Consider the following 19509-nt stretch of genomic DNA (forward strand, 5'->3'; position numbering starts at 1 on the left):
TTAAATGTTCTTGATTAGAACAGCAATTGCGTTTTGAACGGTTCCATAGTCCGGTGCCTTCGCGTCGATCTACTCCCGGTCGACCGTCACCGTCTGGTCGACCTCGAAACTCGTCACTCGAGTACTGAGCGTCTCGGCCATCTCCTGGCGCTGCTCGTGCGTGAGGTCGTCGCGCTCGAGGACGACGAGAACGTACCAGCCATTCGCGTCGACCAGGCGCTCGTGGTTCTCGCGCCGAATCCACCACCGACCGGCGCGGCGGTCGTACGTTTCGTAGCAGGATTTGGCTTCGGCGACCTCGCCAGCCGTCGCGATCACGCCGACCTGCTCGCCGATCACGTCCTGAACAAACTCGAGATCGTGCCATTCGGCACGGTCGTCGTCGACGCGCTCGAGCGGCCATCGGTCGCAGGCGGCTGTCTCAACGAAGTGACCGCGTTCGCGGTTCTCGGCGACTGTCATCGGTCACCGTCACCTCGGGAAAGCCGATCAGCGAGTGAGCGCCACGTTCCGCGAAGACGGTCCCGCCGAGTCACCTGCCAGGAATTATCGGTCTCAATATCATCGTATCGGAGCGGCAGTCGCGGGCAGTCGTGCCCCTCAAGACACTCGTCGTGTTTCCAGCCGACCCAGATCACGCACTGTGGGCAGTACCACGGCGATTCCGTTCGGTCCCGACCGTTGCGACTCATCGGGAATCACCGTCCGATTTGACTGTTTCGCGGTCGGCCAACCGAATCGCCGCAATACCGTGCTCGACACTACACGCGGTGATCGTCGCTGTGAACTGTATCCCAGGTGTCTCGACGGTCACACGCTTGCACCGCCAGATGCCAGTGAAATCGAATCCCTCGCTGACCGCAGCCGCAACCTCAACGTGCACGATCACATCGTCGTCGATCCGATCAATCTGGAACGCAGGGACTCGAGCACCATCGATTCGAACTGGAACGTGCTGCTCGCTCGAGTCGGTGCCACCGTCGGTTCGAATCTCGCTATCGTCGTCGGAACCGTGATCAGTATCCAGCTGTAGTGAGCGGATATATATTTCACAAGAGAAATCACTATGGGAAAAACGATTGTAACAAAAGATGGCTGCAACCTCACCAGAAGACGAGATCGAAATGTCGATAGAATTGCCAGAGCCGCTTACTGGAGTGAAACTTCTACTCTTTGGACTCCAGCTATCAATAATAGGAATCGCGGTATCGGAATTGTCGATACTGATTCCAATCGGCCTATTCGTTTCTGTGATTGGCCTTTCAGCAGAATAATCGAAAAGGGATCGCTCAGTACCGTACTGTAGCGTGGCCACCGTCTGCCCGAACTTCCCGTTCCTCGAGCGCACGACGAACGTCGACGTCGCTCGCTTGGTGGGCTGGATGGGCGATGGGCGTTCGACTCCAGACGTGATACAGGCGACTGGCCCGGACGAACTCAGACATCGGACTCACCCCCTTGGTGGCCGTTGGCCGTCTCTGGGTCTGGAATCTCGAGCGCTTTCCCAGCTGCAGATCCTCGAGTCAGTCGGCGGTAGGAATCGCAGTCAGGGCAGCGGTGAACCCGGTTCTGATTGTCACCGTAGACACGGCTGAATTGGTCGCTGACGTGATTCCCGCAGTTCTGACACGTCGACAGAGTGAGTGACACACCGAAGGTGGTACTCACGCCGACCACCCCCGTTTTCCTTCGAAATAATCGCCGGACGGCGTACACCCGGATTCGAAGCCGTTTGTCCTTCGATTTTCAAAGGGGGTTTGTACGCGCGTCTGTTCGGTGCATAATTCAGTGTCAGTCGCGACAGACGCGACTAACTGGACACTTCGAGACGTGTCAAAAGTCGAATGGACTCGCTGGGATTGAGTAAACCCGAAGGGTTTGCGATGTTCGGCGAGTTCACTGATCGAGGTGAGCAAAACGAACCGAGAGAAGTGGACTCGCTGGGATTTGAACCCAAGGGAAGACGGTTGCTCGCTTCGCTCGCACTGCGACTTCCAGGGCTTCAAAACCCAACTTCGACGACTATTTGCACCGCTCGAGAACGTGCTCGCGGCGCAAAATAGTGGACTCGCTGGGATTTGAACCCAGGGCCTCTTCCTTGCGAAGGAAGCGATCTACCACTGATCTACGAGCCCGCAGCTGATTCTAACCGGCGGTATCTATTTGTAGCTTGTGTTTCGCCAGCACAGCGTGAGAATCGCTTCGCGTCGGCTCAGGGTGTTGGCTGGCTGGGTGCAGATTGCGTGCCATCGTTGAGTACTCGAGCGCGGCCAGCGAGGAGTCCGAGCAGGAAGCCAGTGAAGTGTGCGATGAGTGCGACACCGGGTGCTGCAGTTGCGAGGGTGATTGCGATTGCAAAGCCGAGAAAGACGACCCAGGCGAGCCACTGCGGGAGCTGTATTACGGAGGCGATGCCTGAGGAGAAGCGGTTGCCAGCGAGCAGATAGCCCATGAGTGCGAACACGGCACCACTCGCACCGAGGACGCCACCAGTTGCCGGAAACGTCGGGATGGCAACGACCGGTAGCAGCGCTGCAACGACGGATGAAACGACCGCGAGCAGTGCTGACACTACGATTTCGGAGATGCCAGCGAGTGCGCCCATGACGAGGAAAAACACGTGAAATCGAATACGCGTCGTCGCTCGAGCGATGGGCCAGCCGAAGATGACGAGTGCGATACTGTTCGAGAGGAGGTGGCCGACATTGCCATGGGCGTAGACGCTCGTCACGACCGTCCAGGGACGGTCTGCAATCGGTGGCGAGAGGACGAACAACGTTCCCATGAGCCCGACAGCTTCGGCAATCCACTGGCTGATAAAGACAACGACAAAAATGAGCAGTAATTCGAAGACCGGGCTGGGAGCACGCTCCGACATAGGATAGCGCTAGCTATGGTGACGAGCTACAAAAGTGTACTACCGGAGTGAGTGTCGCCACTCGAGTATGACTGACTTGGATCGGTTCAAAAAGGCGTGTTTCTCGAAACGAATCGAAATCGGGGTGAGGACTTAGTCCTCGAGAACGATCTCGATTGAGACGTCGTTTGGCACCTGAATGCGCATGAGCTGGCGGAGTGCGCGTTCGTCGGCGTCCAGATCGATCAGGCGCTTGTGGACGCGCATCTCCCAGTGCTCCCACGTCGCGGTGCCTTCGCCGTCAGGCGACTTCCGGGTCGGCACCTCGAGGGTCTTGGTCGGGAGCGGAATCGGACCGCTGAGGTTGACGCCGGTGTTGTTCGCAATCTCGCGGACGTCGTCACAGATGTCGTCAAGGTCGTCTGGACTCGTACCAGCGAGTCGAACGCGTGCCTGCTGCATCTATTTCTCGTTGACCTCGAGAACCTTCCCGGCCGCGATGGTCTGACCCATGTCACGGATTGCGAAGCTCCCGAGTTCTGGAATTTCGCTGGATGGCTCGATGCTGAGAGGCTTTTGTGGTCGGATGGTGACCACTGCAGCGTCACCAGACTGGATGAAGTCTGGGTTCTCCTCGGCGACTTCGCCGCTTGCTGGGTCCATTTTCTTGTCGATGGACTCAATCGTACAGGCGACCTGCGAGGTGTGTGCGTGGAAGACCGGGGTGTAGCCGGCCGTGATCACGGATGGGTGCTGCATGACGACGACCTGTGCCTGGAACGTCTCGGCGACGCTTGGTGGGTCGTCGGCTGGGCCACAGACGTCACCGCGGCGGATGTCGTCCTTACCGATGCCACGGACGTTGAATCCAACGTTGTCACCGGGTTCTGCCTTTGGCACCTCTTCGTGGTGCATTTCGATTGTCTTGACCTCGCCGCCAACGTCGCTTGGCTGGAAGGAGACGTTGTCGCCGATGTTCATGACACCAGTTTCGATACGTCCGACTGGGACGGTACCGATACCGGAGATCGTGTAGACGTCCTGAATTGGGAGTCGGAGTGGTGCGTCCGTTGGTGGCTCTGGGGCTGGCAGGCTGTTGAGTGCCTCGAGCAGCGTTTCGCCGTCGTACCACGGCGTCTCGTCGGAGGCTTCGGCGATGTTGTCGCCTTCGAACGCCGAGATCGGGATGAACGAGGCGTCCTCGGTGTTGAACTGAACCTGTTTGAGCAGTTGGGTAACCTCTTCGACGACGTCATCGTAGGTCGACTCTTTGTAGTCGACGATGTCCATCTTGTTGACGCCAACGATGAGTTCGTCGATACCGAGGGTCCGAGCCAGGAACACGTGCTCCTGGGTCTGGGGCGCGACACCGTCGTCAGCAGCGACGACGAGGACGGCGTTGTCCGCCTGGGATGCGCCCGTGATCATGTTCTTGACGAAGTCGCGGTGACCAGGACAGTCGACGATGGTAAACTCGTACTCGTCGGTCGAGAACTCCTGGTGGGCGATGTCGATGGTGACACCACGCTCTCGCTCTTCGGCGAGGTTGTCCATCACGTAGGCGAATTCGAATCCGCCCTTGCCCTTCTCTTCTGCTTCTTCGCGGTGCTGTTCGATAACGTGCTCGGGAACGCTCCCCGTCTCGTAGAGGAGTCGGCCCACGAGCGTACTTTTGCCGTGGTCAACGTGACCGATAACGGCCAGATTCTGGTGTTGTTCGCTCATTGTTGTAGCTCACGCGCAAGGCGCTTATATCGGTCTTGTTCGCCCGTTGCGGTTAAAACCATTTCGAAAGCGTATTCAGATGATCCCGACGCTTGCTTGCGGTTTGTGTAACATCCACACGGTTTTCGAACGCACGTCCACCTGCTGTCGTTCGAGACGAATGGGATCACCGTACCGTGACGAACGACTCGAGAGACAAAGCCGTTGTCGAGAATCATCGGCGGGAAATACACGAAACGAAAACAGTCGTCGATTGCTACAACTCGGGCAGCCGACCGACGTCTGACAGCACCGCCGTCGCCGTCTCAGGACCGCCAGCACCACGCCCGCTCGAGTGGAGCGAGCCGGCGTTTTTGGTCTCGATCTGGACGATGTTTCGCGTGCCAGTCACAGCGAGGGCACTATTTTCTGGAACCAGACGCGGCCCGACGCGGACGCCCTCGCGGGTTGCCTCGCCGATGAGTCGGATTGTCTGACCGTCTTCGGCCGCGAGGTCGAGTGCGCTGCCGGGGACGTTCTGGATGCCGTCGACCGTGGCATCCTCGAGTGCGAAACCGCCCTCCGAAAGAACGTTCGCGAGGATAACGAACTTGAGTGCGGCGTCGGTGCCGTCGACGTCGAAGGTCGGATCGGCTTCCGCGACGCCGAGATCCTGGGCCTCCGCGAGGACGTGTTCGTAATCCAGCCCTTCAGCGGCCATCCGGGTGAGAATGAAGTTCGCGGTGCCGTTCAAGACGCCGCGAACTGCGGTAACTGCCTGTGGCGTCGAGTCCTCAATCGTCGAAAGCACGGGAATTGCGCCGCCAACGGTCGCTTCGAAGCGGATCGAACCGGCGCTGTCAGCCTCGAGCGCGCGCAGTTCTTCGTAGCGTTCGGCGACGGGACCCTTGTTCGCGAGGACGACGTGGCGGTCGGCCTCGAGTGCGCGCTTGACGTGTGAAAACCCGGGTTCGGCGTCGTCGAGCGTGGTTGGCGTCGCCTCGACGAGCACGTCGTAGTCGGTGTCGAAGACGGTCTCCGGGTCGTCTTCGCCGACCTGCCCGCCACTGAGTTTCGCCTCGAGCGCGCTGTCGACGTCGATACCCGACGAATCGACCGTGGCACTGCTCGAGTCTGCGAGCGCGACGACCTCGTGACCGTACTCGCTGGCGAGGTCCGCGACCGAGCGGCCGACATCGCCAGCGCCGAGGATTGCGAGTCGCATTAGGCCTCACCTCCGGGGAGTGGCTCGACGACGGTAAAGTCCTTGTCGGCACCAATCGAGCGAATCGTTGCGAGCGTATCATCGATGTCGGCAGAGTCGATGGCGAGTCGCACGCGGGCGCTCGAAACTGGTTCAGTGCCTTCCGGCGCGGACAGCGAGAGATCGAGAACGGCAGCGCTTGCGTCCTCCTGAATGCGATTGAGCGTATTCGAAAGATCCGTGTCGATGAGGTGACCAACCAGCACGACGCTGATCTCTTCACCGTAGCGGTTCGCGCCGGCCTGGATGATGTTTACGCCGGCATCACGAAGCGCCTCGACGATTCCCTCGAAGCGATCCGGTGGGCACTCGAGGTCGACCTCGACGGGGATGTGCCCGCGCGGGGTCATATTACCACGCTCGTGGTGAATACTCAGTAGATTGCCGCCGTTGTCAGCGATTGGCGAGAGCGCGCGGAGTAACTCGCCGGGTTCGTCAACTAACTCGAGGCGGACGGTGTACGTTCGAACGCCGCCGTCGGTTTCGGCTTCTGCGTCGCCGTCTGCGGTGGCGTCGCCGTCAGTTTCGGCGTCACCGTCGACGACTGGCTCATCGACCACAACTGTCACCCCCAGCATCGGCTTGTGGGTGTTTCCACGTCCTCATTGTCACTAACTCCGTAATTGACGCGTAAAAGCATATAGGCGTTCCCAAAACTAACCGGCCCTGTCAACGTGACTCACAACAGGCAACCCGGTGGCTCTCGAGTCATTCGACACAACGCCAAAATCGGCTGTACCCACACTAGAGGTGGTCTTTCCCCGGATTTGAGGATCCCCAGTCACCGCGGCCACCTTCAGTTCGGTCAACACCCATGATCGATTCAGGCTGGTCCGGGCCACCGAGGCTGTCTCGAGCGTCCGGTATCCTGACAGTGACCTCGTCGATTTCGGGCCACTGAATCAGTGCCGACTCGATATTTCCCGTCGTGACGTCGCCGACTGAGCAGCCTGAACAACCCCCGCCGAGTTCGATGATGACCTCTCCGCTTTCGGGGTCGGCCTCTCGAACCGCGCTCGTCCCGCCGTGCATCTGGATGATTGGCATCTCACGGCTGAGCCAGGCCTCGACACGCTCGCGCAGCGACGCATCGTCATCGGAATCAGTCATTGTCTGGCCTAGGGACTCGAGCGCCGAATAGGTTTGGTCCTGCGCTCGCGTCTCCGATGATTAATCGTCCGACGCGCCCCACCGTGGACGCCTACGGAAAACGAGTTGGGTGTGGGACAGAACGGGCGTGACGTACCGCTACGACAGGCCGAAGGAGGTCACTGCCTTTCGATATTAGTTCTTACGCGCGCCCTGTGTCCGGTCGGTGCCGTCAGTATCCGTGTCGCTGTCTGCCTCGAGCGGTACATCGTCAGCGTTTGTCTTACTGTCAGCCGTTGGAAACTCATCGCTGCTGTCGTCCGCCTTCGTCAACTTCTTTGCGAGGAGTTCGGACATCGGATCCAGTGAGACGTAGATCCGTGCAGCAAGGATCGCAAGCGGCGGCAGCGCAAGCGCGAGGAACACAATATCGTACGTCCAGCCAGCGTTTCCAAGGCCGAGCGGATTCTCGAGTAGCGGGACGAGTAGCTGTGCGAGTCCGCGGTGGGCAACGAGGACGGCGACCAGCACGATGAACAGGTGTGTAATCGATGCAACGTCGTCGACGACGTTTTCCGGGCCGTCAACCGTCGAGCGAACGAGTCCCGCGAGCGCAGGCGCGAGATACAACAGAAGACCAACGACCAGTACAGTCGCGATTGCGCCAACAAGGGCGGCGAACGTCACCGGTGTCCCGGGGATGAACCGACCAACACCGGGAAGCATCGAGACGAGCCACAGCAACCAGACCAGCGCCACCGTCGCGAGGACGAGCTTTCCGACTGACTGGACGGTATCGGTATCGACCGCATCGGGGAACGTGAATCGATTGGCAGACATGGTGTACTCGCCACTGGGGCCTCCCCCATCATATAAGTCAACTGTCCTTCAACTCTGTTTGTTTCGTTTTTCGACGTTTTAGGAACTTATCTGCAGTATAAACGCCGACCAGCACACAGCCTGCGCGGAGATCACCCCACTGCGGAGTCGCGAGTCCAGACAGAACGGTAGCTCTTTGAGGGCCCCTCTCCACGCTGGGAGTATGACCACGCTCGGACTGGTGGTCGCTGAATTCAACCGGCCGATCACCGAGCAGATGGAGCAGGCTGCCCTCGAGGCTGCCAGCGACGCCGATGTCGAGGTGTATGAGGTGGTGCACGTCCCAGGCGCGTACGATGCGCCCCTGGCTGCTGACCGACTCGCACGCCGCGATGGCGTCGACGCGGTGGTCGTCATCGGGACGGTCATCACCGGCGACACTGACCACGATCAGGTGATCACCGATGCGGCTGCACAGCGACTCTCCGATGTCAGTCTCGAGCGTGACACCCCCGTCACGCTCGGCGTGACGGGTCCCGGTATGTCCGCCGCCGAAGCGCGTGAACGCGTCGAGAACGCAGCGAAAGCCGTTACCGGCGCGATTGACCTTGTAACCGAACTACCGGCTTCCACTCCGGAAACGGAGTCAGATCCAGATCAGCAATGACGATGGAATTCACCGACCGCCTGACCCGAGTTGAACCGTCTGCAACCCTCGCAATTTCTGCGCTCGCAACCGAACTCGAGAACGACGGCGCGGACGTCGTCGACCTCTCGGTCGGCGAACCCGACTTCCCGACGCCACAGAACATCATCGACGCCGGTCAGGACGCCATGGACGCCGGCCATACCGGCTACACCACCTCCGCGGGGATCATCGACCTGCGCGAAGCGATTTCCGAGAAACTGGCCGACGACGGCCTCGAGCACGGTCCTGACGAAATCATCGTCACGCCCGGCGCGAAACAGGCGCTCTATGAGATCATCCAAGCCCTAATCAGCGACGGCGACGAGGTCGCCCTCCTCGACCCCGCGTGGGTCTCCTACGAGGCGATGGTCAAAATGGCCGGCGGCGACCTCACTCGTGTCGACCTCTCCGAACACGAGTTCCAGCTCGAGCCCGCACTCGACGACCTCGCCGACGCAGTATCGGACGACACCGAACTGCTGATCGTCAACTCGCCATCGAACCCGACTGGCGCGGTCTACTCCGACGCCGCACTCGAGGGCGTGCGCGATCTGGCTGTCGAACACGACATCACCGTCATCTCCGACGAGATTTACAAGGAGATTACCTACGGCGTCGAGCCGACCAGCCTCGGCACCTTCGACGGCATGGCCGACCGCACGATCACCGTCAACGGCTTCTCGAAAGCCTACTCGATGACCGGCTGGCGGCTCGGCTACTTCGCCGGCCCCGAAGAACTGATCGACCAAGCCGGCAAACTCCACAGCCACTCGGTCTCCTCTGCAGTGAACTTCGTCCAGCACGCCGGAATCGAAGCCCTCGAGAACACCGACGACGCCGTCGAGGAAATGACCGAAGCCTTCGCACAGCGACGCGAACTCGTCGTCGACCTGCTCGCCGAGCACGACGTCGACGTTGCCGTCCCCGAGGGTGCGTTCTACATGATGCTCCCTGTCGACGACGACGATCAGGCCTGGTGTGAAGGCGCAATCGAAGACGCCCACGTCGCGACCGTCCCGGGTAGTGCGTTCGGAACGCCCGGCTACGCGCGAATCTCGTATGCTGCAAGCGAAGAGCGACTCGAGGAAGGCATCGAGCGACTGGCCGACGAAGGCTACCTGTAATCCATTTCCGCTGTTTTCGTTCTGTTCCGAACCCGCTCAGCGATGCATCTCGGATTCGTTCGCGTTCGAGTTTCGCATCCTCGAGTTTATAGCCGATAGCGCGGCCAACGCCCGCATGGACTGCCCGACCTGCGGGAAATCACTCAGTACCGAACAGGGAATGCGCCAGCACCATACGAAAGTTCACGACGAGTCGCTTCCAAACCGGACCTGTAGTGGTTGTGGGACGGCGTTCTACGATCCGAAAGCGCGCCTCGAGTTCTGTGACGACTGTAACCCGAACGCGGGCGAGCACAACGGAAACTGGTCGGATGCAAAAGAATCAGCGGCGTGCAACCGCTGTGGATCGGATTTCGAGTACTATCCGTCGGACAAGGATGGCGTGTACTGTTCGGACTGTGTCGAGGCGGCACTCGGGTTACTTCCGGAGAATCCATCGGAGAGAGGTGAGCGAGTTACCGTCGAGTGCGGGCACTGCGGGTCGGAACTCGAGGTTCGTCCCGCAAAACTCGAGCAGCGAGAGCGCGGTTGTTTCTGTACGCTCGAGTGCTACGGCGAGTGGCTCTCGGAGAACGTCGTCGGTCCCGATCATCACCAGTGGGAAGGCGGCGCCATCGACTACGGCCAGCGCTGGTGGCGAATCCGGCGACAGGCACTCGAGCGCGACGGCTACGAGTGCCAGCAGTGTGGCGTCGGTGCGGACGAGTTGGGGCAGAATCCGGATGTGCATCATCTCGAGCCCGTTCGGTCGTTCGACCAACCCGCGGATGCGCACACGATGGATAACGTCATCACGCTCTGTCGGCGCTGTCATCGCCATGCTGAGGCGGGGTCGATAGCGGTTTCGCCTCGAGACGAAAAGTAACACTATTGTGCGGGGATGCGCTATCTATCGATGACGCCCGACGGAGTCCCGTGGCGGTGAGTAAATCCGATGGATTTACGAACTACACGGGGCTTCAAACGGAGTGAGAAGTCCCGTGGTGTAGTGGCCAATCATATGGGCCTTTGGACGTAATCGGTTTCGGCCGTTTACGGAAGACAGCCCATGACGGCGGTTCGAATCCGCCCGGGACTATGTAAAATATTTTATATTTTCTGAACTAGATAGATCTCCCCTCGAGCAGCAACTGTCCTCGACAAGCCGACCCCAGTACACAAGTAAACTCGAGTCTGTAAAGTTCGAACCTGCTCGAGATGAGAGAGAATACGAGGTCTCTACTGTCGTTTAAGAGTTCTCCGTGCCTGCGCGACGTACGTGTTCGTTTTCCAACTTCGGGCGTCGCTCATCGTCGATAACAGGGCGGTTGCGTCTGCTGGAGCAAGGTGTTCGTTGCGAACTAATGCGGTCAAGAGCGTCGGTGTTGTTACGAGTCGAGTATCTGCTAAAGAGGCGTGAATAAGAGCGAGTTTGTTGAATTCGTCACAGAGAAATTGCCTCGCCTCGAGGTTATTGGCCAGTGAAACCGCGGCGTTCTCGCCATCGTCAAGCGGAAAGTCCTCATCGAGCGTTACGGGTCGTACGTTGAACGCCGACAGACGGTCAAGAACGGCCTGCGAAGCGTTTCCCGAAGGGTCATCGTACGCTGCAGTTTCTTCTAATTCTGTGACCACCTGTTCGGGGATACAAATCTGGTGGGTGTCAAGAAGAATACTGAGAGGCGTCTGTGCATGCGCTTCAACGGTTCCAAGACTCACAAGAGCGGAGGTGTCTGCGACGAGTAGCGCCATCTATGAGTTCGCCAACTCCTCTGCAGTCTCGTCGACGAACTCGTCACGTAATTGGTTCTTTAGGACGCGAAAGTTTGCAGCTTCTTCGTGTCCGACGAGTTCTTTTACTTCTTGAAACGTGATGTCGTCACCATAGTATGCCTCCGCAATCTCTTGCTTACTGTCGTCATCGTGAGATGCATCCCGGAGGTACTCACGCAATGCGTTGGTAAGGATGTCTGTGCGGTCAGTCTCGAGGACGGTTGCGAGTGCATCTGCCCGGTCGACTAACCCCTGGGGAGCACGGAACTGAACCCGCTTTTTGCCTTCGGAACTCATATGTGTACATTGTGAGTGTCGTTGGTTAACTCTTTCTACGTGCTTACCCTGTCGGTCACGTAAGAGAACTCGAGCGCACAGAAGTTCAACGACAACAAAGAGCGGGAAACTTATCCGGCCAGCCACCGGAGTACAAGGGGGTATGAACGATTTACGCACGGGATTGAGTTATGGGGACGTGTTGCTGGTTCCGAATCGCTCGCCGGTCGACAGTCGGAGCGATGTCGACCTCGAGACGCAGTTGACGCCATCGATTTCGCTCGAGACGCCGCTGGTGTCGGCGGCGATGGATACGGTGACCGAAGCTGAACTTGCACTCGAACTCTCGAGGGCGGGCGGGATTGGTGTGTTACATCGGTTTCTCACGCCTGCGGAGCAAGCCGAGCAAGTTGGGCAGGTCCGCGCGGCGGGCGAGCAGGTGGCTGCTGCGGTCGGAATTAACGAAGACTACGTGGCTCGCAGCGAGGCCGTCGTCGAGGCTGGCGTAGACGCGCTCGTTATCGACGTAGCACACGGGCACTTAGAGCGGACGCTCGAGGCCGTCGAAACTCTCGCTGGGGCGTTTCCGGACACCGACCTGATCGCGGGCAACGTCGCGACGCCCGCGGGGGTCGAGGATCTCGCGGCGGCGGGTGCAGACTGCGTGAAGGTCGGTATCGGCCCCGGTTCGCACTGCACGACGCGGAAGGTGGCGGGGTCGGGCGTGCCGCAGTTGACGGCCGTCGACGACTGTGCGGACGCGGCCGAGGGCCTCGAGGTCACGATCTGTGCCGACGGCGGCATTCGAACCTCCGGCGACGCGGTCAAGGCGTTGATGGCGGGCGCGGACACTGTCATGCTCGGCAGTCTCTTCGCCGGGACGGAAGAGGCTCCGGGCGCAGTCGTCGAGGTCGAGGGGACGCGGTACAAACGCTCGAGGGGGATGGCGACGACGACGGCGGCGAAAAAGCGAGACGACAAGGAGGCGGATGTCCGCGCCGACGAGGGCGTCGAGGCGCTGACGCCGTACAAGGGACCGGTCGCAGACGTGGTCGGAGAATTCTGTGCCGGGATTCAGTCGGGCCTCTCGTACTGCGGCGGGCACACGATTCCAGCCGCCCGGCAAAAAGCCGAATTCATCCGCGTCGCCCCAAGCGCGAAAGCGCGCGAAGGGTATCACGCCGACCAGGACTGGGAGGGCGTCAGCGTCGACAGCGAGGCGGTGTCGGTCGACGTCGAATCGGCGGGAACAGACGCCGACGCCGCACTCGAGGGCGACGACTGAACGCGAGGCGTCCGGCGGTTTGGAGTCTCGCTGTCCGATTGGGAATGCTTAAACAGAGACGCCGAGAACGGACGCGCAATGACAACGCTACAGACGCCAGGACCGACGTTGGGCGTCGTTGGCGGGGGACAGCTCGGGCGGATGCTCGCCGAGGCGGCCGCGCCGCTCGGCGTCGAAGTCGTCGTGCTCGATCCGACGCCGGACTGCCCGGCGGCCCCGGTTGCACGAGACCAGATCGTCGCCGAGTTCGACGACGAAGCGGGGATTCGTGAACTCGCACAGCGAGCCGATGCACTCACGTTCGAAATCGAACTCGCGGATCAGGATGTCCTCGAGCGCGTCAGCGAGGACTCGGGGACACCGGTCCATCCGAAACCTGCGACACTCGAGACGATCCACGACAAACTCGTCCAGAAGCGCGAACTCGAGGCCGCAGGCGTTCCGGTGCCGCCGTTTCGGGGAGTCGATGACGCCGACGATATCCGCGATGCCATCGAGGACTATGGCGCGCCGGTGATGCTCAAGGCTCGCACGGGCGGCTACGACGGGCGCGGGAACGTCCCTGTCGAGTCGAAAGCAGCAGCCGAGGAGGCCCTCGAGTCGGTTGCCGGTCCCGCGATGGTCGAGGCGTTCGTCGAGTTCGAGCGCGAGGTGTCGGTGATCGCCGTGAAAGGCTACGACGAGATCGCGTCGTTCCCAATTGGGGAGAACATCCACGTCGACGAGATTCTGCGGGAGACAGTTGTCCCCGCACGCTCGAGCGACGCCGCGGCTGAACGCGCCCGCGAAGTCGCGGCGGACGTCCTCGAGGTCATGGATGGCCGTGGCGTGTACGGCATCGAGTTGTTCGAAACGACAGACGGCGAGATGCTGTTGAACGAGATCGCCCCGCGCCCGCACAATTCGGGCCACTGGACCATCGAGGGGGCTCACAGTTCGCAGTTCGAACAGCACGTCCGCGCCGTTCTGGGCTGGCCGCTGGCGGCGACCCAATTGCGGAATCCGACCGTCTCGGTGAACCTGCTGGGCGACGTCAACGAGCCACAGGGCGCGGCACTCCACGGTGTCGAACAGATTCACGAGACGCCCGCCGCACACCTGCACTGGTACGGCAAGCGCGAGGCCCGGCCGCTGCGGAAGATGGGTCACGTCACCGTTTGCGCGCGTGATGACGAGACGACTGTCGAGGAGTTACTCGAGACCGCGCGCAACCTCGAGGAGCGCGTTACCTTCCAGTCCTGATCGACTGCTCCGTTCTCGGGCTGTTACGACCCTTTGAAGTCTGTCGCCCGCACAGCGTTCGGTATGAGCGACACCATTAGCGATCTGATCGACCGCCTGCACCGCGAAGCAGCCCTCGAGCGTCCCGACGCGGACACACCCGATGTTGGCATCGTGATGGGCAGCGATTCGGACCTCGAGACGATGATGACCGGCGGGAAACGCCGCGGTGCATACGACGCGTTCGTCGACGAACTTGGGTTTGCTGAGCAGACCGACTACGAGGACGCGCCCGCAGAGCGCTTTACGTTCGAAACCTACGTCACCTCCGCACACCGCACGCCGGATCTGATGACCGCGTACGCGGAGACGGCCGAAGACCGCGGCCTCGAGGTTATCATCGCGGGCGCGGGCGGGAAGTCCGCAGATCTGCCGAACATGACGGCGTCGATTGCGTACCCGCTGCCAGTAATTGGCGTCCCAGTTCAGGAGAAGTCAGTCGATAGCGTGATTGGGATGCCAACGGGCGCGCCGATGGTCGCCGTCGACGCTGGCAAATCCTTTAATGCGGCATTATCCGCGGCCCAGATTCTCGCTCGCCAGCACGAACCCGTTCGGGAACGACTGGTCGACTACCACGAGGCGCTTCGCGAGGACGTTGGTGTCGTATCTCGAGCACTTCACGACGGCGGAACACCGGCGTATCGAGACGAGAACTAGGTTCGTCGCTGCTCGAGCAGCACGTCTCGTCTGGGGCGTTTTTGGATGGCCAGTTACGATGCCATATTCTTCCCTACAACAAATTGAGACGCTTCTGAGAAAGTCGCAGTTTCGCTCGTGGCTGACGACGTATGCGATACGTTCTCGAGCACGAGAGCAGTCCACACAGGCCACTCAGACGTGTTCATCTGATTGTTTCGACTCGAGTAAACCGAAATTACCTGTTTTTCCAGTATTTGAAGACCTATGCATGATATTAGGATGATTATTCACAAGGTTCTGTGTGTGCTGAATCCTCGGTGTGGCCCGTCGTACCCCGGAAATCGAACAATCAACCCTTATGTGCGTGCGGTTTGAACCTCCGAACGTTACGGAGATGAACGACTGGATAGCTATCGGGGCGCTGGCGTTTGTGGGACTGTTGATACCGCTTGGAATGATGGCGGTATCGTACCTCCTGCGGCCGAGTGTTCCCGAAACGAGTAAACGTGCCACCTACGAGAGTGGCGAAGTTCCGACCGGCGGAACCCGTGTCCGAGTTAACATCCAGTACTACATGGTTGCGCTTTTGTTCCTCGTTTTCGATATCGAGACCGTCCTGCTGTTCCCGTGGGCGGTCGTGTATCTGGATGCAGTCGAATCGGATGCCATTTCGCTGTTCGAGATCCTCGGGCCGATGGTCGGATTCGTCGCCATCTTGTTCGTTGGACTCGCGTGGGCGTGGCGCAACGGCGCAGTACAGTGGGCACAGACACAACAGCAGGTGGACGCCGCCGAACGTAATCGATCATGAATAGCGACGAACCACGGCAAACAATTCACGGCAGCACTGCACCGTCGACGGACACCCGCGACGCCCGGATCGGCGAGGGTGTCGACGACCGATTCAACTCGAAACTTCGGGAGGCCTTCGGCGCGTCGCCGTTTATCCTCACCAAGTTCGACGAGTTCATGAACTGGGTTCGCGGGAACTCAATGTTCATGCTACAGTTCGGGATCGCCTGCTGTAGCATCGAAATGATTCACACGTACGCGATCAAACACGACGTCGACCGCTACGGGGCCGGTGTCCCTCGCGCCTCGCCGCGACAGGCCGACGTCATGATCGTCCCCGGCACAATCGTCTCGAAGTTCGGGCCGCGCATGAAGCGCGTCTACGACCAGATGCCCGAACCGAAATTCGTCGTCGGGATGGGATCCTGTACGATCTCTGGTGGCCCCTTCCAGGAAGGCTACAACGTCGTCAAGGGCGCCGAGGAGATCATCCCAATCGACATCCACGTCCCAGGCTGTCCGCCTCGCCCGGAGGCACTCGTCTACGGCATCCTCAAACTGCAAGAACGAATCCAGAACGGCGAAGCGTCCCCCGTCGTCGTCAAACCCTACGAACTCGAGGAGTTCGGCGACTTGCCGGAGGACGAACTCATACAGAAACTCGCAAGCGAGATCGACGAGGATGACCTCGTCATGCGCTACAACTGGGCTGATTCACCATGAGTACCGGCATCGAACGCCAGACCGGACCAGTCGACGAAGACGCACTCGAGGCGCTGATCGGCGAGCGAGCGATTGGGCGTGACGACCATCTGAACGCGCCGGCGTTCGTCATCAACCCGGATCAGGTCCAGAGCGTGCTCTCGGATCTCAAAGAGCAGGCTGGCTACGACCACCTCTCGTGTGTCACGGCACAGGACTACGCTGATCGGTACGAGTCGATCTATCATCTGAAGAAGTACGCCGATCCGACCGACGAGGTCAGCATCGTCGTCCCGACGACGAAGACAGATCCGATCAGCCAAAGTGCCGAACCGGTGTTCCGGACGGCCGACTGGCACGAACGCGAAGCGTACGATCTGGTCGGCATCGAGTACGACGACCATCCGGATCTGCGCCGCATCCTCTTGCCTGAAACCTGGCAGGGACACCCGCTTTCTGACGATTACGACCAGACGAAGCCACAGGTCGTTACGCTCTCGGAACACGAGAACCCGATTGCGGCTGACCACCACGATCAGGAGTCGGATACGATGTTCCTGAACATCGGGCCGCACCACCCGGCGACCCACGGCGTGCTCCACGTCAAAACCGTCCTCGACGGCGAGACAATCGCCCACATCGAGCCGGACATCGGCTACCTCCATCGCTGTGAGGAGCAGATGTGCCAGCAGGGGACCTACCGTCACCAGATCATGCCGTACCCGGACCGCTGGGACTACGTCTCGGCCGGCATCCTGAACGAGTGGGCCTACGCACGCGCGGTCGAGGATCTCGCAGACGTCGAGGTCCCCGAATACGCACAGATCATCCGTACCCTGAGTGCTGAACTGTGTCGGATCGCCTCGCACATGCTCGCGCTCGGGACGTTCGCACTGGACGTCTACGGCGAGTTCACCGCTGTCTTCCAGTACACGTTCCGCGACCGGGAGGTCGTCCAGGATATTCTCGAGGATCTCACCGGCCAGCGGATGATGTTCAACTACTTCCGCGTCGGTGGGGTCGCCTGGGACCTGCCAGAACCCCGCGAGGAGTTCTTCGAGAAGACGCGTGACTTCCTCGACGAACTCCCCGCGAAGGTCGCGGAGTACAACGACATGGTCACCTCGAACGAGATCTTCCAGACCCGGTGTATCGACACCGGCGTGCTGGAACCCGAGGTCGCCAAAAACTACGGCTGTACCGGCCCGGTCGCTCGCGGCTCCGGCGTCGACTACGACCTCCGCCGTGACGACCCCTACGGCTACTACGAGGAACTCGAGTGGGACGTTATCACCCGCGATGGCTGTGACAACTACGCTCGCGTCCTCTGTCGCATGGAAGAGGTCGAAGAGTCGGCCAAAATCATCGAGCAGTGTCTCGACTTGCTCGAGGAGTGGCCTGAAGACGAGCGTGACGTGCAGGCGAACGTGCCGCGCACCCTCAAGCCAGACGCTGATACCGAAGTCTATCGTGCAGTCGAGGGTGCAAAGGGTGAACTCGGGATCTATATGCGCTCGGACGGGACGGACAAGCCCGGCCGATTCAAGATCCGGAGTCCGTGCTTCTCGAACCTCCAGTCGCTGGCGGAGATGTCGACTGGAGAGTACATTCCAGACCTGATCGCCTCGCTCGGCAGCCTGGATATCGTGCTCGGAGAGGTGGATCGATGAACGCGGCGACAGCGCTGCCGGTCGTTCCACTGCAAAACGACACGGTGTTGCTGCCTGAACGCCTCGGTGATCTCACCGGTCTCTCGGAGTTCGGCGTCGCCGGCGAGTTGGTTGCAGCGTTCCTCGCTGCCTTTCTCGTTGGCAATATCATGCTCGCGATGACCGGCGTCGCCGGGCCGTGGGCAAAACGGAAGATTACGGCCGCCTTTACGGACCGAATTGCGGTTGACCACCTTGGTCCGGCCGGGATCTTCATCATCGTTGCAGACGCTGTTCGGCTCCTCTCGAAGGAGATCATTATCCCGGAAGATGCAGATCGGCCAGCCTACGACCTCGCCCCAATCGTCATCGCGGGGTCGGCGCTGCTCGGCTTTGCCGTGATTCCGATGGGAAGCGGCGTTCATCTTGCGGACCCCGAAGTTGGACTCGCGTTTGTCTTCGCGGTCGCTGGCATCGCCTCAATCGGCCTGGCGATGGCTGGCTACGCATCCGGGAACAAGTACTCGATGCTCGGTGGCCTGCGCGCGGTCGCACAAAACATCGCCTACGAGATTCCGCTGGTCGTCACCGGCCTCTCGGTCGTGCTCTTTGCAGGCTCGCTGCGTATGAGCGAGATCGTCGCCGTCCAGAACGAGACGGTTCTGTTTACGATTCCCGGCCTCGAGTGGGCGGTGCCAGCGTGGTTCGCCCTCGTCAATCCGTTCGCGTTCGTGCTGTTCCTGATCGCAAACTTCGCGGAAGTCGGCCGGAATCCGTTCGACATGCCCGAAGCACCGGCGGAACTCATTGCAGGGTATCAGACGGAGTACTCATCTGTGTACTTCGTGCTCGTCTATCTCGGCGAGTTCCTGCATATCTTCCTCGGTGGGGCGATCATTACGACGATCTTCCTCGGCGGCCCGGCTGGCCCGGGTCCTGAGGCGCTTGGAATCGTCTGGTTCATCCTCAAAATCTGGGCGGTCTTCTTCCTGACCCAGTGGATGCGCTCGGCGATTCCCCGCGTCCGTATCGACCACCTGATCGAAATCGGCTGGAAGGGACTGCTCGTTCTTTCCTTCGCGAATCTGTTCCTGACGGCAGCTATCGTCGGGGTGATTGCATGATTGGACTCCTCAAATCGATGGCGACGACGATGAAACACGCACTGGATGGCTCTACCTTCACGGTGGAGTATCCAGACACCGCACCGGACGTTTCGCCGCGCTTTCGCGGCGTCCACAAGTGGAGTCAGGAACGGTGCATCTGGTGTCGTCAGTGTGAGAACGTCTGTCCGAACGACACGATTCAGATCGTGATGGACGACAAGCGAAACGGCGAACAGTACAACCTCCACATTGGACAGTGCATTTACTGTCGGCTCTGTGAGGAAGTCTGTCCGACCGATGCCATCCTGCTCACCCAGAACTTCGAGTTCACCGGCGACACCAAACAGGACCTCGTCTACAACAAAGAGCAACTGAAGACGGTTCCATGGTACAAAGATATCGACCCACTCGAGTCACGCGAACCTGACCGGGGAGCGTGGATCGGCGACGGAGAAGGGGAGGTCGATTATCAGTGATGG

At 60.2% G+C, this 19509-nt stretch carries 25 protein-coding genes, 2 tRNA genes and 1 pseudogene; 14 read left to right on the forward strand and 14 right to left on the reverse strand.

Going from position 1 to position 19509, the window contains the following annotated elements:
* Nucleotides 1–69: 69 nt before the first annotated feature.
* Both B2G88_RS20240 and B2G88_RS10090 read right to left on the reverse strand, forming a co-directional pair.
* A pseudogene (locus B2G88_RS20240) lies at nt 70–183 on the reverse strand (DUF7692 domain-containing protein); the annotation flags it as partial.
* Between the two features lie 275 nt (nt 184–458).
* Nucleotides 459–692 (reverse strand): hypothetical protein, encoded by a 234-nt coding sequence (locus B2G88_RS10090; RefSeq protein ID WP_054863956.1) that lies wholly within the window; start codon nt 690–692, stop codon nt 459–461.
* Nucleotides 693–751: 59 nt separating this feature from the next.
* Here B2G88_RS10090 and B2G88_RS19080 point away from each other — a divergent pair, with 59 nt between their 5' ends.
* A complete protein-coding gene (locus tag B2G88_RS19080; protein WP_140408835.1) occupies nt 752–1033 on the forward strand; it encodes a hypothetical protein in 282 nt (93 codons plus the stop codon).
* 58 nt (nt 1034–1091) lie between these two features.
* Complete coding sequence (locus tag B2G88_RS10100) at nt 1092–1274, forward strand: hypothetical protein (RefSeq protein ID WP_054863954.1); 183 nt, start codon at nt 1092–1094, stop codon at nt 1272–1274.
* Between the two features lie 15 nt (nt 1275–1289).
* Here B2G88_RS10100 and B2G88_RS19560 read toward each other — a convergent pair whose 3' ends face one another.
* The 10 genes from B2G88_RS19560 to B2G88_RS10145 all read right to left on the reverse strand — a co-directional run bounded on the left by B2G88_RS19560 (nt 1290) and on the right by B2G88_RS10145 (nt 7754).
* Entirely contained in the window at nt 1290–1445 is a 156-nt protein-coding gene (locus B2G88_RS19560; protein WP_176393213.1) for a hypothetical protein, read from the reverse strand.
* Nucleotides 1438–1677, reverse strand: coding sequence for a DUF7563 family protein (locus B2G88_RS10105; RefSeq protein WP_054863953.1), 240 nt, complete (start codon nt 1675–1677; stop codon nt 1438–1440). Before B2G88_RS10105 ends, B2G88_RS19560 begins: the two co-directional genes overlap by 8 nt.
* Before the next feature lie 386 nt (nt 1678–2063).
* Nucleotides 2064–2135 (reverse strand) — tRNA-Ala (locus B2G88_RS10110).
* A 77-nt stretch (nt 2136–2212) separates the two neighbouring features.
* The gene (locus B2G88_RS10115; protein WP_087714696.1) at nt 2213–2878 is read right to left on the reverse strand and encodes a rhomboid family intramembrane serine protease; all 666 of its coding nucleotides are present in this window, start codon (nt 2876–2878) and stop codon (nt 2213–2215) included.
* Nucleotides 2879–3010: 132 nt separating this feature from the next.
* Complete coding sequence (rpsJ, locus tag B2G88_RS10120) at nt 3011–3319, reverse strand: 30S ribosomal protein S10 (RefSeq protein ID WP_004215311.1); 309 nt, start codon at nt 3317–3319, stop codon at nt 3011–3013.
* Entirely contained in the window at nt 3320–4582 is a 1263-nt protein-coding gene (tuf, locus tag B2G88_RS10125) for a translation elongation factor EF-1 subunit alpha (RefSeq protein WP_054863952.1), read from the reverse strand.
* Nucleotides 4583–4838: 256 nt separating this feature from the next.
* Nucleotides 4839–5786: a homoserine dehydrogenase gene (locus B2G88_RS10130; protein WP_054863951.1), complete on the reverse strand. Its 948-nt coding sequence runs from the start codon at nt 5784–5786 to the stop codon at nt 4839–4841.
* The gene (locus B2G88_RS10135; RefSeq protein WP_054863950.1) at nt 5786–6403 is read right to left on the reverse strand and encodes a hypothetical protein; all 618 of its coding nucleotides are present in this window, start codon (nt 6401–6403) and stop codon (nt 5786–5788) included. The genes B2G88_RS10130 and B2G88_RS10135 overlap by 1 nt, the downstream gene beginning before the upstream one ends.
* 166 nt (nt 6404–6569) lie before the next feature.
* Nucleotides 6570–6935 carry a NifU family protein gene (locus B2G88_RS10140; protein WP_054863949.1) on the reverse strand — a complete coding sequence of 122 codons (366 nt, stop codon included), beginning with the start codon at nt 6933–6935 and terminating at the stop codon, nt 6570–6572.
* 174 nt (nt 6936–7109) lie between these two features.
* Entirely contained in the window at nt 7110–7754 is a 645-nt protein-coding gene (locus B2G88_RS10145; RefSeq protein WP_176393214.1) for a hypothetical protein, read from the reverse strand.
* Between the two features lie 202 nt (nt 7755–7956).
* Here B2G88_RS10145 and ribH point away from each other — a divergent pair, with 202 nt between their 5' ends.
* The 4 genes from ribH to B2G88_RS10165 all read left to right on the forward strand — a co-directional run bounded on the left by ribH (nt 7957) and on the right by B2G88_RS10165 (nt 10623).
* The gene (ribH, locus tag B2G88_RS10150) at nt 7957–8400 is read left to right on the forward strand and encodes a 6,7-dimethyl-8-ribityllumazine synthase (RefSeq protein WP_054863948.1); all 444 of its coding nucleotides are present in this window, start codon (nt 7957–7959) and stop codon (nt 8398–8400) included.
* On the forward strand, nt 8397–9545 hold the full coding sequence (locus B2G88_RS10155) for a pyridoxal phosphate-dependent aminotransferase (RefSeq protein ID WP_087714698.1): 1149 nt from the start codon (nt 8397–8399) through the stop codon (nt 9543–9545). The genes ribH and B2G88_RS10155 overlap by 4 nt, the downstream gene beginning before the upstream one ends.
* Before the next feature lie 115 nt (nt 9546–9660).
* Nucleotides 9661–10410, forward strand: coding sequence for an HNH endonuclease (locus tag B2G88_RS10160; protein ID WP_087714699.1), 750 nt, complete (start codon nt 9661–9663; stop codon nt 10408–10410).
* A 109-nt stretch (nt 10411–10519) separates the two neighbouring features.
* Nucleotides 10520–10623: transfer RNA gene (locus B2G88_RS10165), tRNA-Gln, on the forward strand.
* A gap of 140 nt (nt 10624–10763) precedes the next feature.
* Here the strand turns inward: B2G88_RS10165 and B2G88_RS10170 are convergent.
* Together B2G88_RS10170 and B2G88_RS10175 are read right to left on the reverse strand one after the other, a co-directional pair.
* The gene (locus tag B2G88_RS10170) at nt 10764–11276 is read right to left on the reverse strand and encodes a hypothetical protein (RefSeq protein ID WP_054863947.1); all 513 of its coding nucleotides are present in this window, start codon (nt 11274–11276) and stop codon (nt 10764–10766) included.
* A complete protein-coding gene (locus B2G88_RS10175; protein ID WP_054863946.1) occupies nt 11277–11594 on the reverse strand; it encodes a hypothetical protein in 318 nt (105 codons plus the stop codon).
* Between the two features lie 142 nt (nt 11595–11736).
* Between B2G88_RS10175 and B2G88_RS10180 the strand changes: the two genes are divergently transcribed.
* From B2G88_RS10180 to B2G88_RS10215, 8 genes are all read left to right on the forward strand, one after another.
* Nucleotides 11737–12858, forward strand: a complete 1122-nt coding sequence (locus B2G88_RS10180) for a guanosine monophosphate reductase (protein WP_087714700.1) — start codon at nt 11737–11739, stop codon at nt 12856–12858.
* 78 nt (nt 12859–12936) lie between these two features.
* Nucleotides 12937–14100, forward strand: a complete 1164-nt coding sequence (locus B2G88_RS10185) for a 5-(carboxyamino)imidazole ribonucleotide synthase (RefSeq protein WP_087714701.1) — start codon at nt 12937–12939, stop codon at nt 14098–14100.
* 63 nt (nt 14101–14163) lie between these two features.
* A complete protein-coding gene (locus B2G88_RS10190; protein WP_087714702.1) occupies nt 14164–14799 on the forward strand; it encodes an AIR carboxylase family protein in 636 nt (211 codons plus the stop codon).
* Between the two features lie 376 nt (nt 14800–15175).
* Entirely contained in the window at nt 15176–15592 is a 417-nt protein-coding gene (locus B2G88_RS10195; protein WP_054863770.1) for an NADH-quinone oxidoreductase subunit A, read from the forward strand.
* A complete protein-coding gene (locus tag B2G88_RS10200) occupies nt 15589–16296 on the forward strand; it encodes an NADH-quinone oxidoreductase subunit B (protein ID WP_087714703.1) in 708 nt (235 codons plus the stop codon). Before B2G88_RS10195 ends, B2G88_RS10200 begins: the two co-directional genes overlap by 4 nt.
* Entirely contained in the window at nt 16293–17945 is a 1653-nt protein-coding gene (locus B2G88_RS10205; protein ID WP_087714704.1) for an NADH-quinone oxidoreductase subunit D, read from the forward strand. Before B2G88_RS10200 ends, B2G88_RS10205 begins: the two co-directional genes overlap by 4 nt.
* Nucleotides 17942–19048: a complex I subunit 1/NuoH family protein gene (locus tag B2G88_RS10210; protein WP_054863757.1), complete on the forward strand. Its 1107-nt coding sequence runs from the start codon at nt 17942–17944 to the stop codon at nt 19046–19048. The genes B2G88_RS10205 and B2G88_RS10210 overlap by 4 nt, the downstream gene beginning before the upstream one ends.
* Nucleotides 19045–19506 carry a NuoI/complex I 23 kDa subunit family protein gene (locus B2G88_RS10215; protein ID WP_054863758.1) on the forward strand — a complete coding sequence of 154 codons (462 nt, stop codon included), beginning with the start codon at nt 19045–19047 and terminating at the stop codon, nt 19504–19506. Before B2G88_RS10210 ends, B2G88_RS10215 begins: the two co-directional genes overlap by 4 nt.
* Nucleotides 19507–19509 lie beyond the last annotated feature (3 nt).

It is taken from the genome of Natronolimnobius baerhuensis, from assembly GCF_002177135.1.
In the GTDB taxonomy this organism is placed as follows: domain Archaea; phylum Halobacteriota; class Halobacteria; order Halobacteriales; family Natrialbaceae; genus Natronolimnobius; species Natronolimnobius baerhuensis.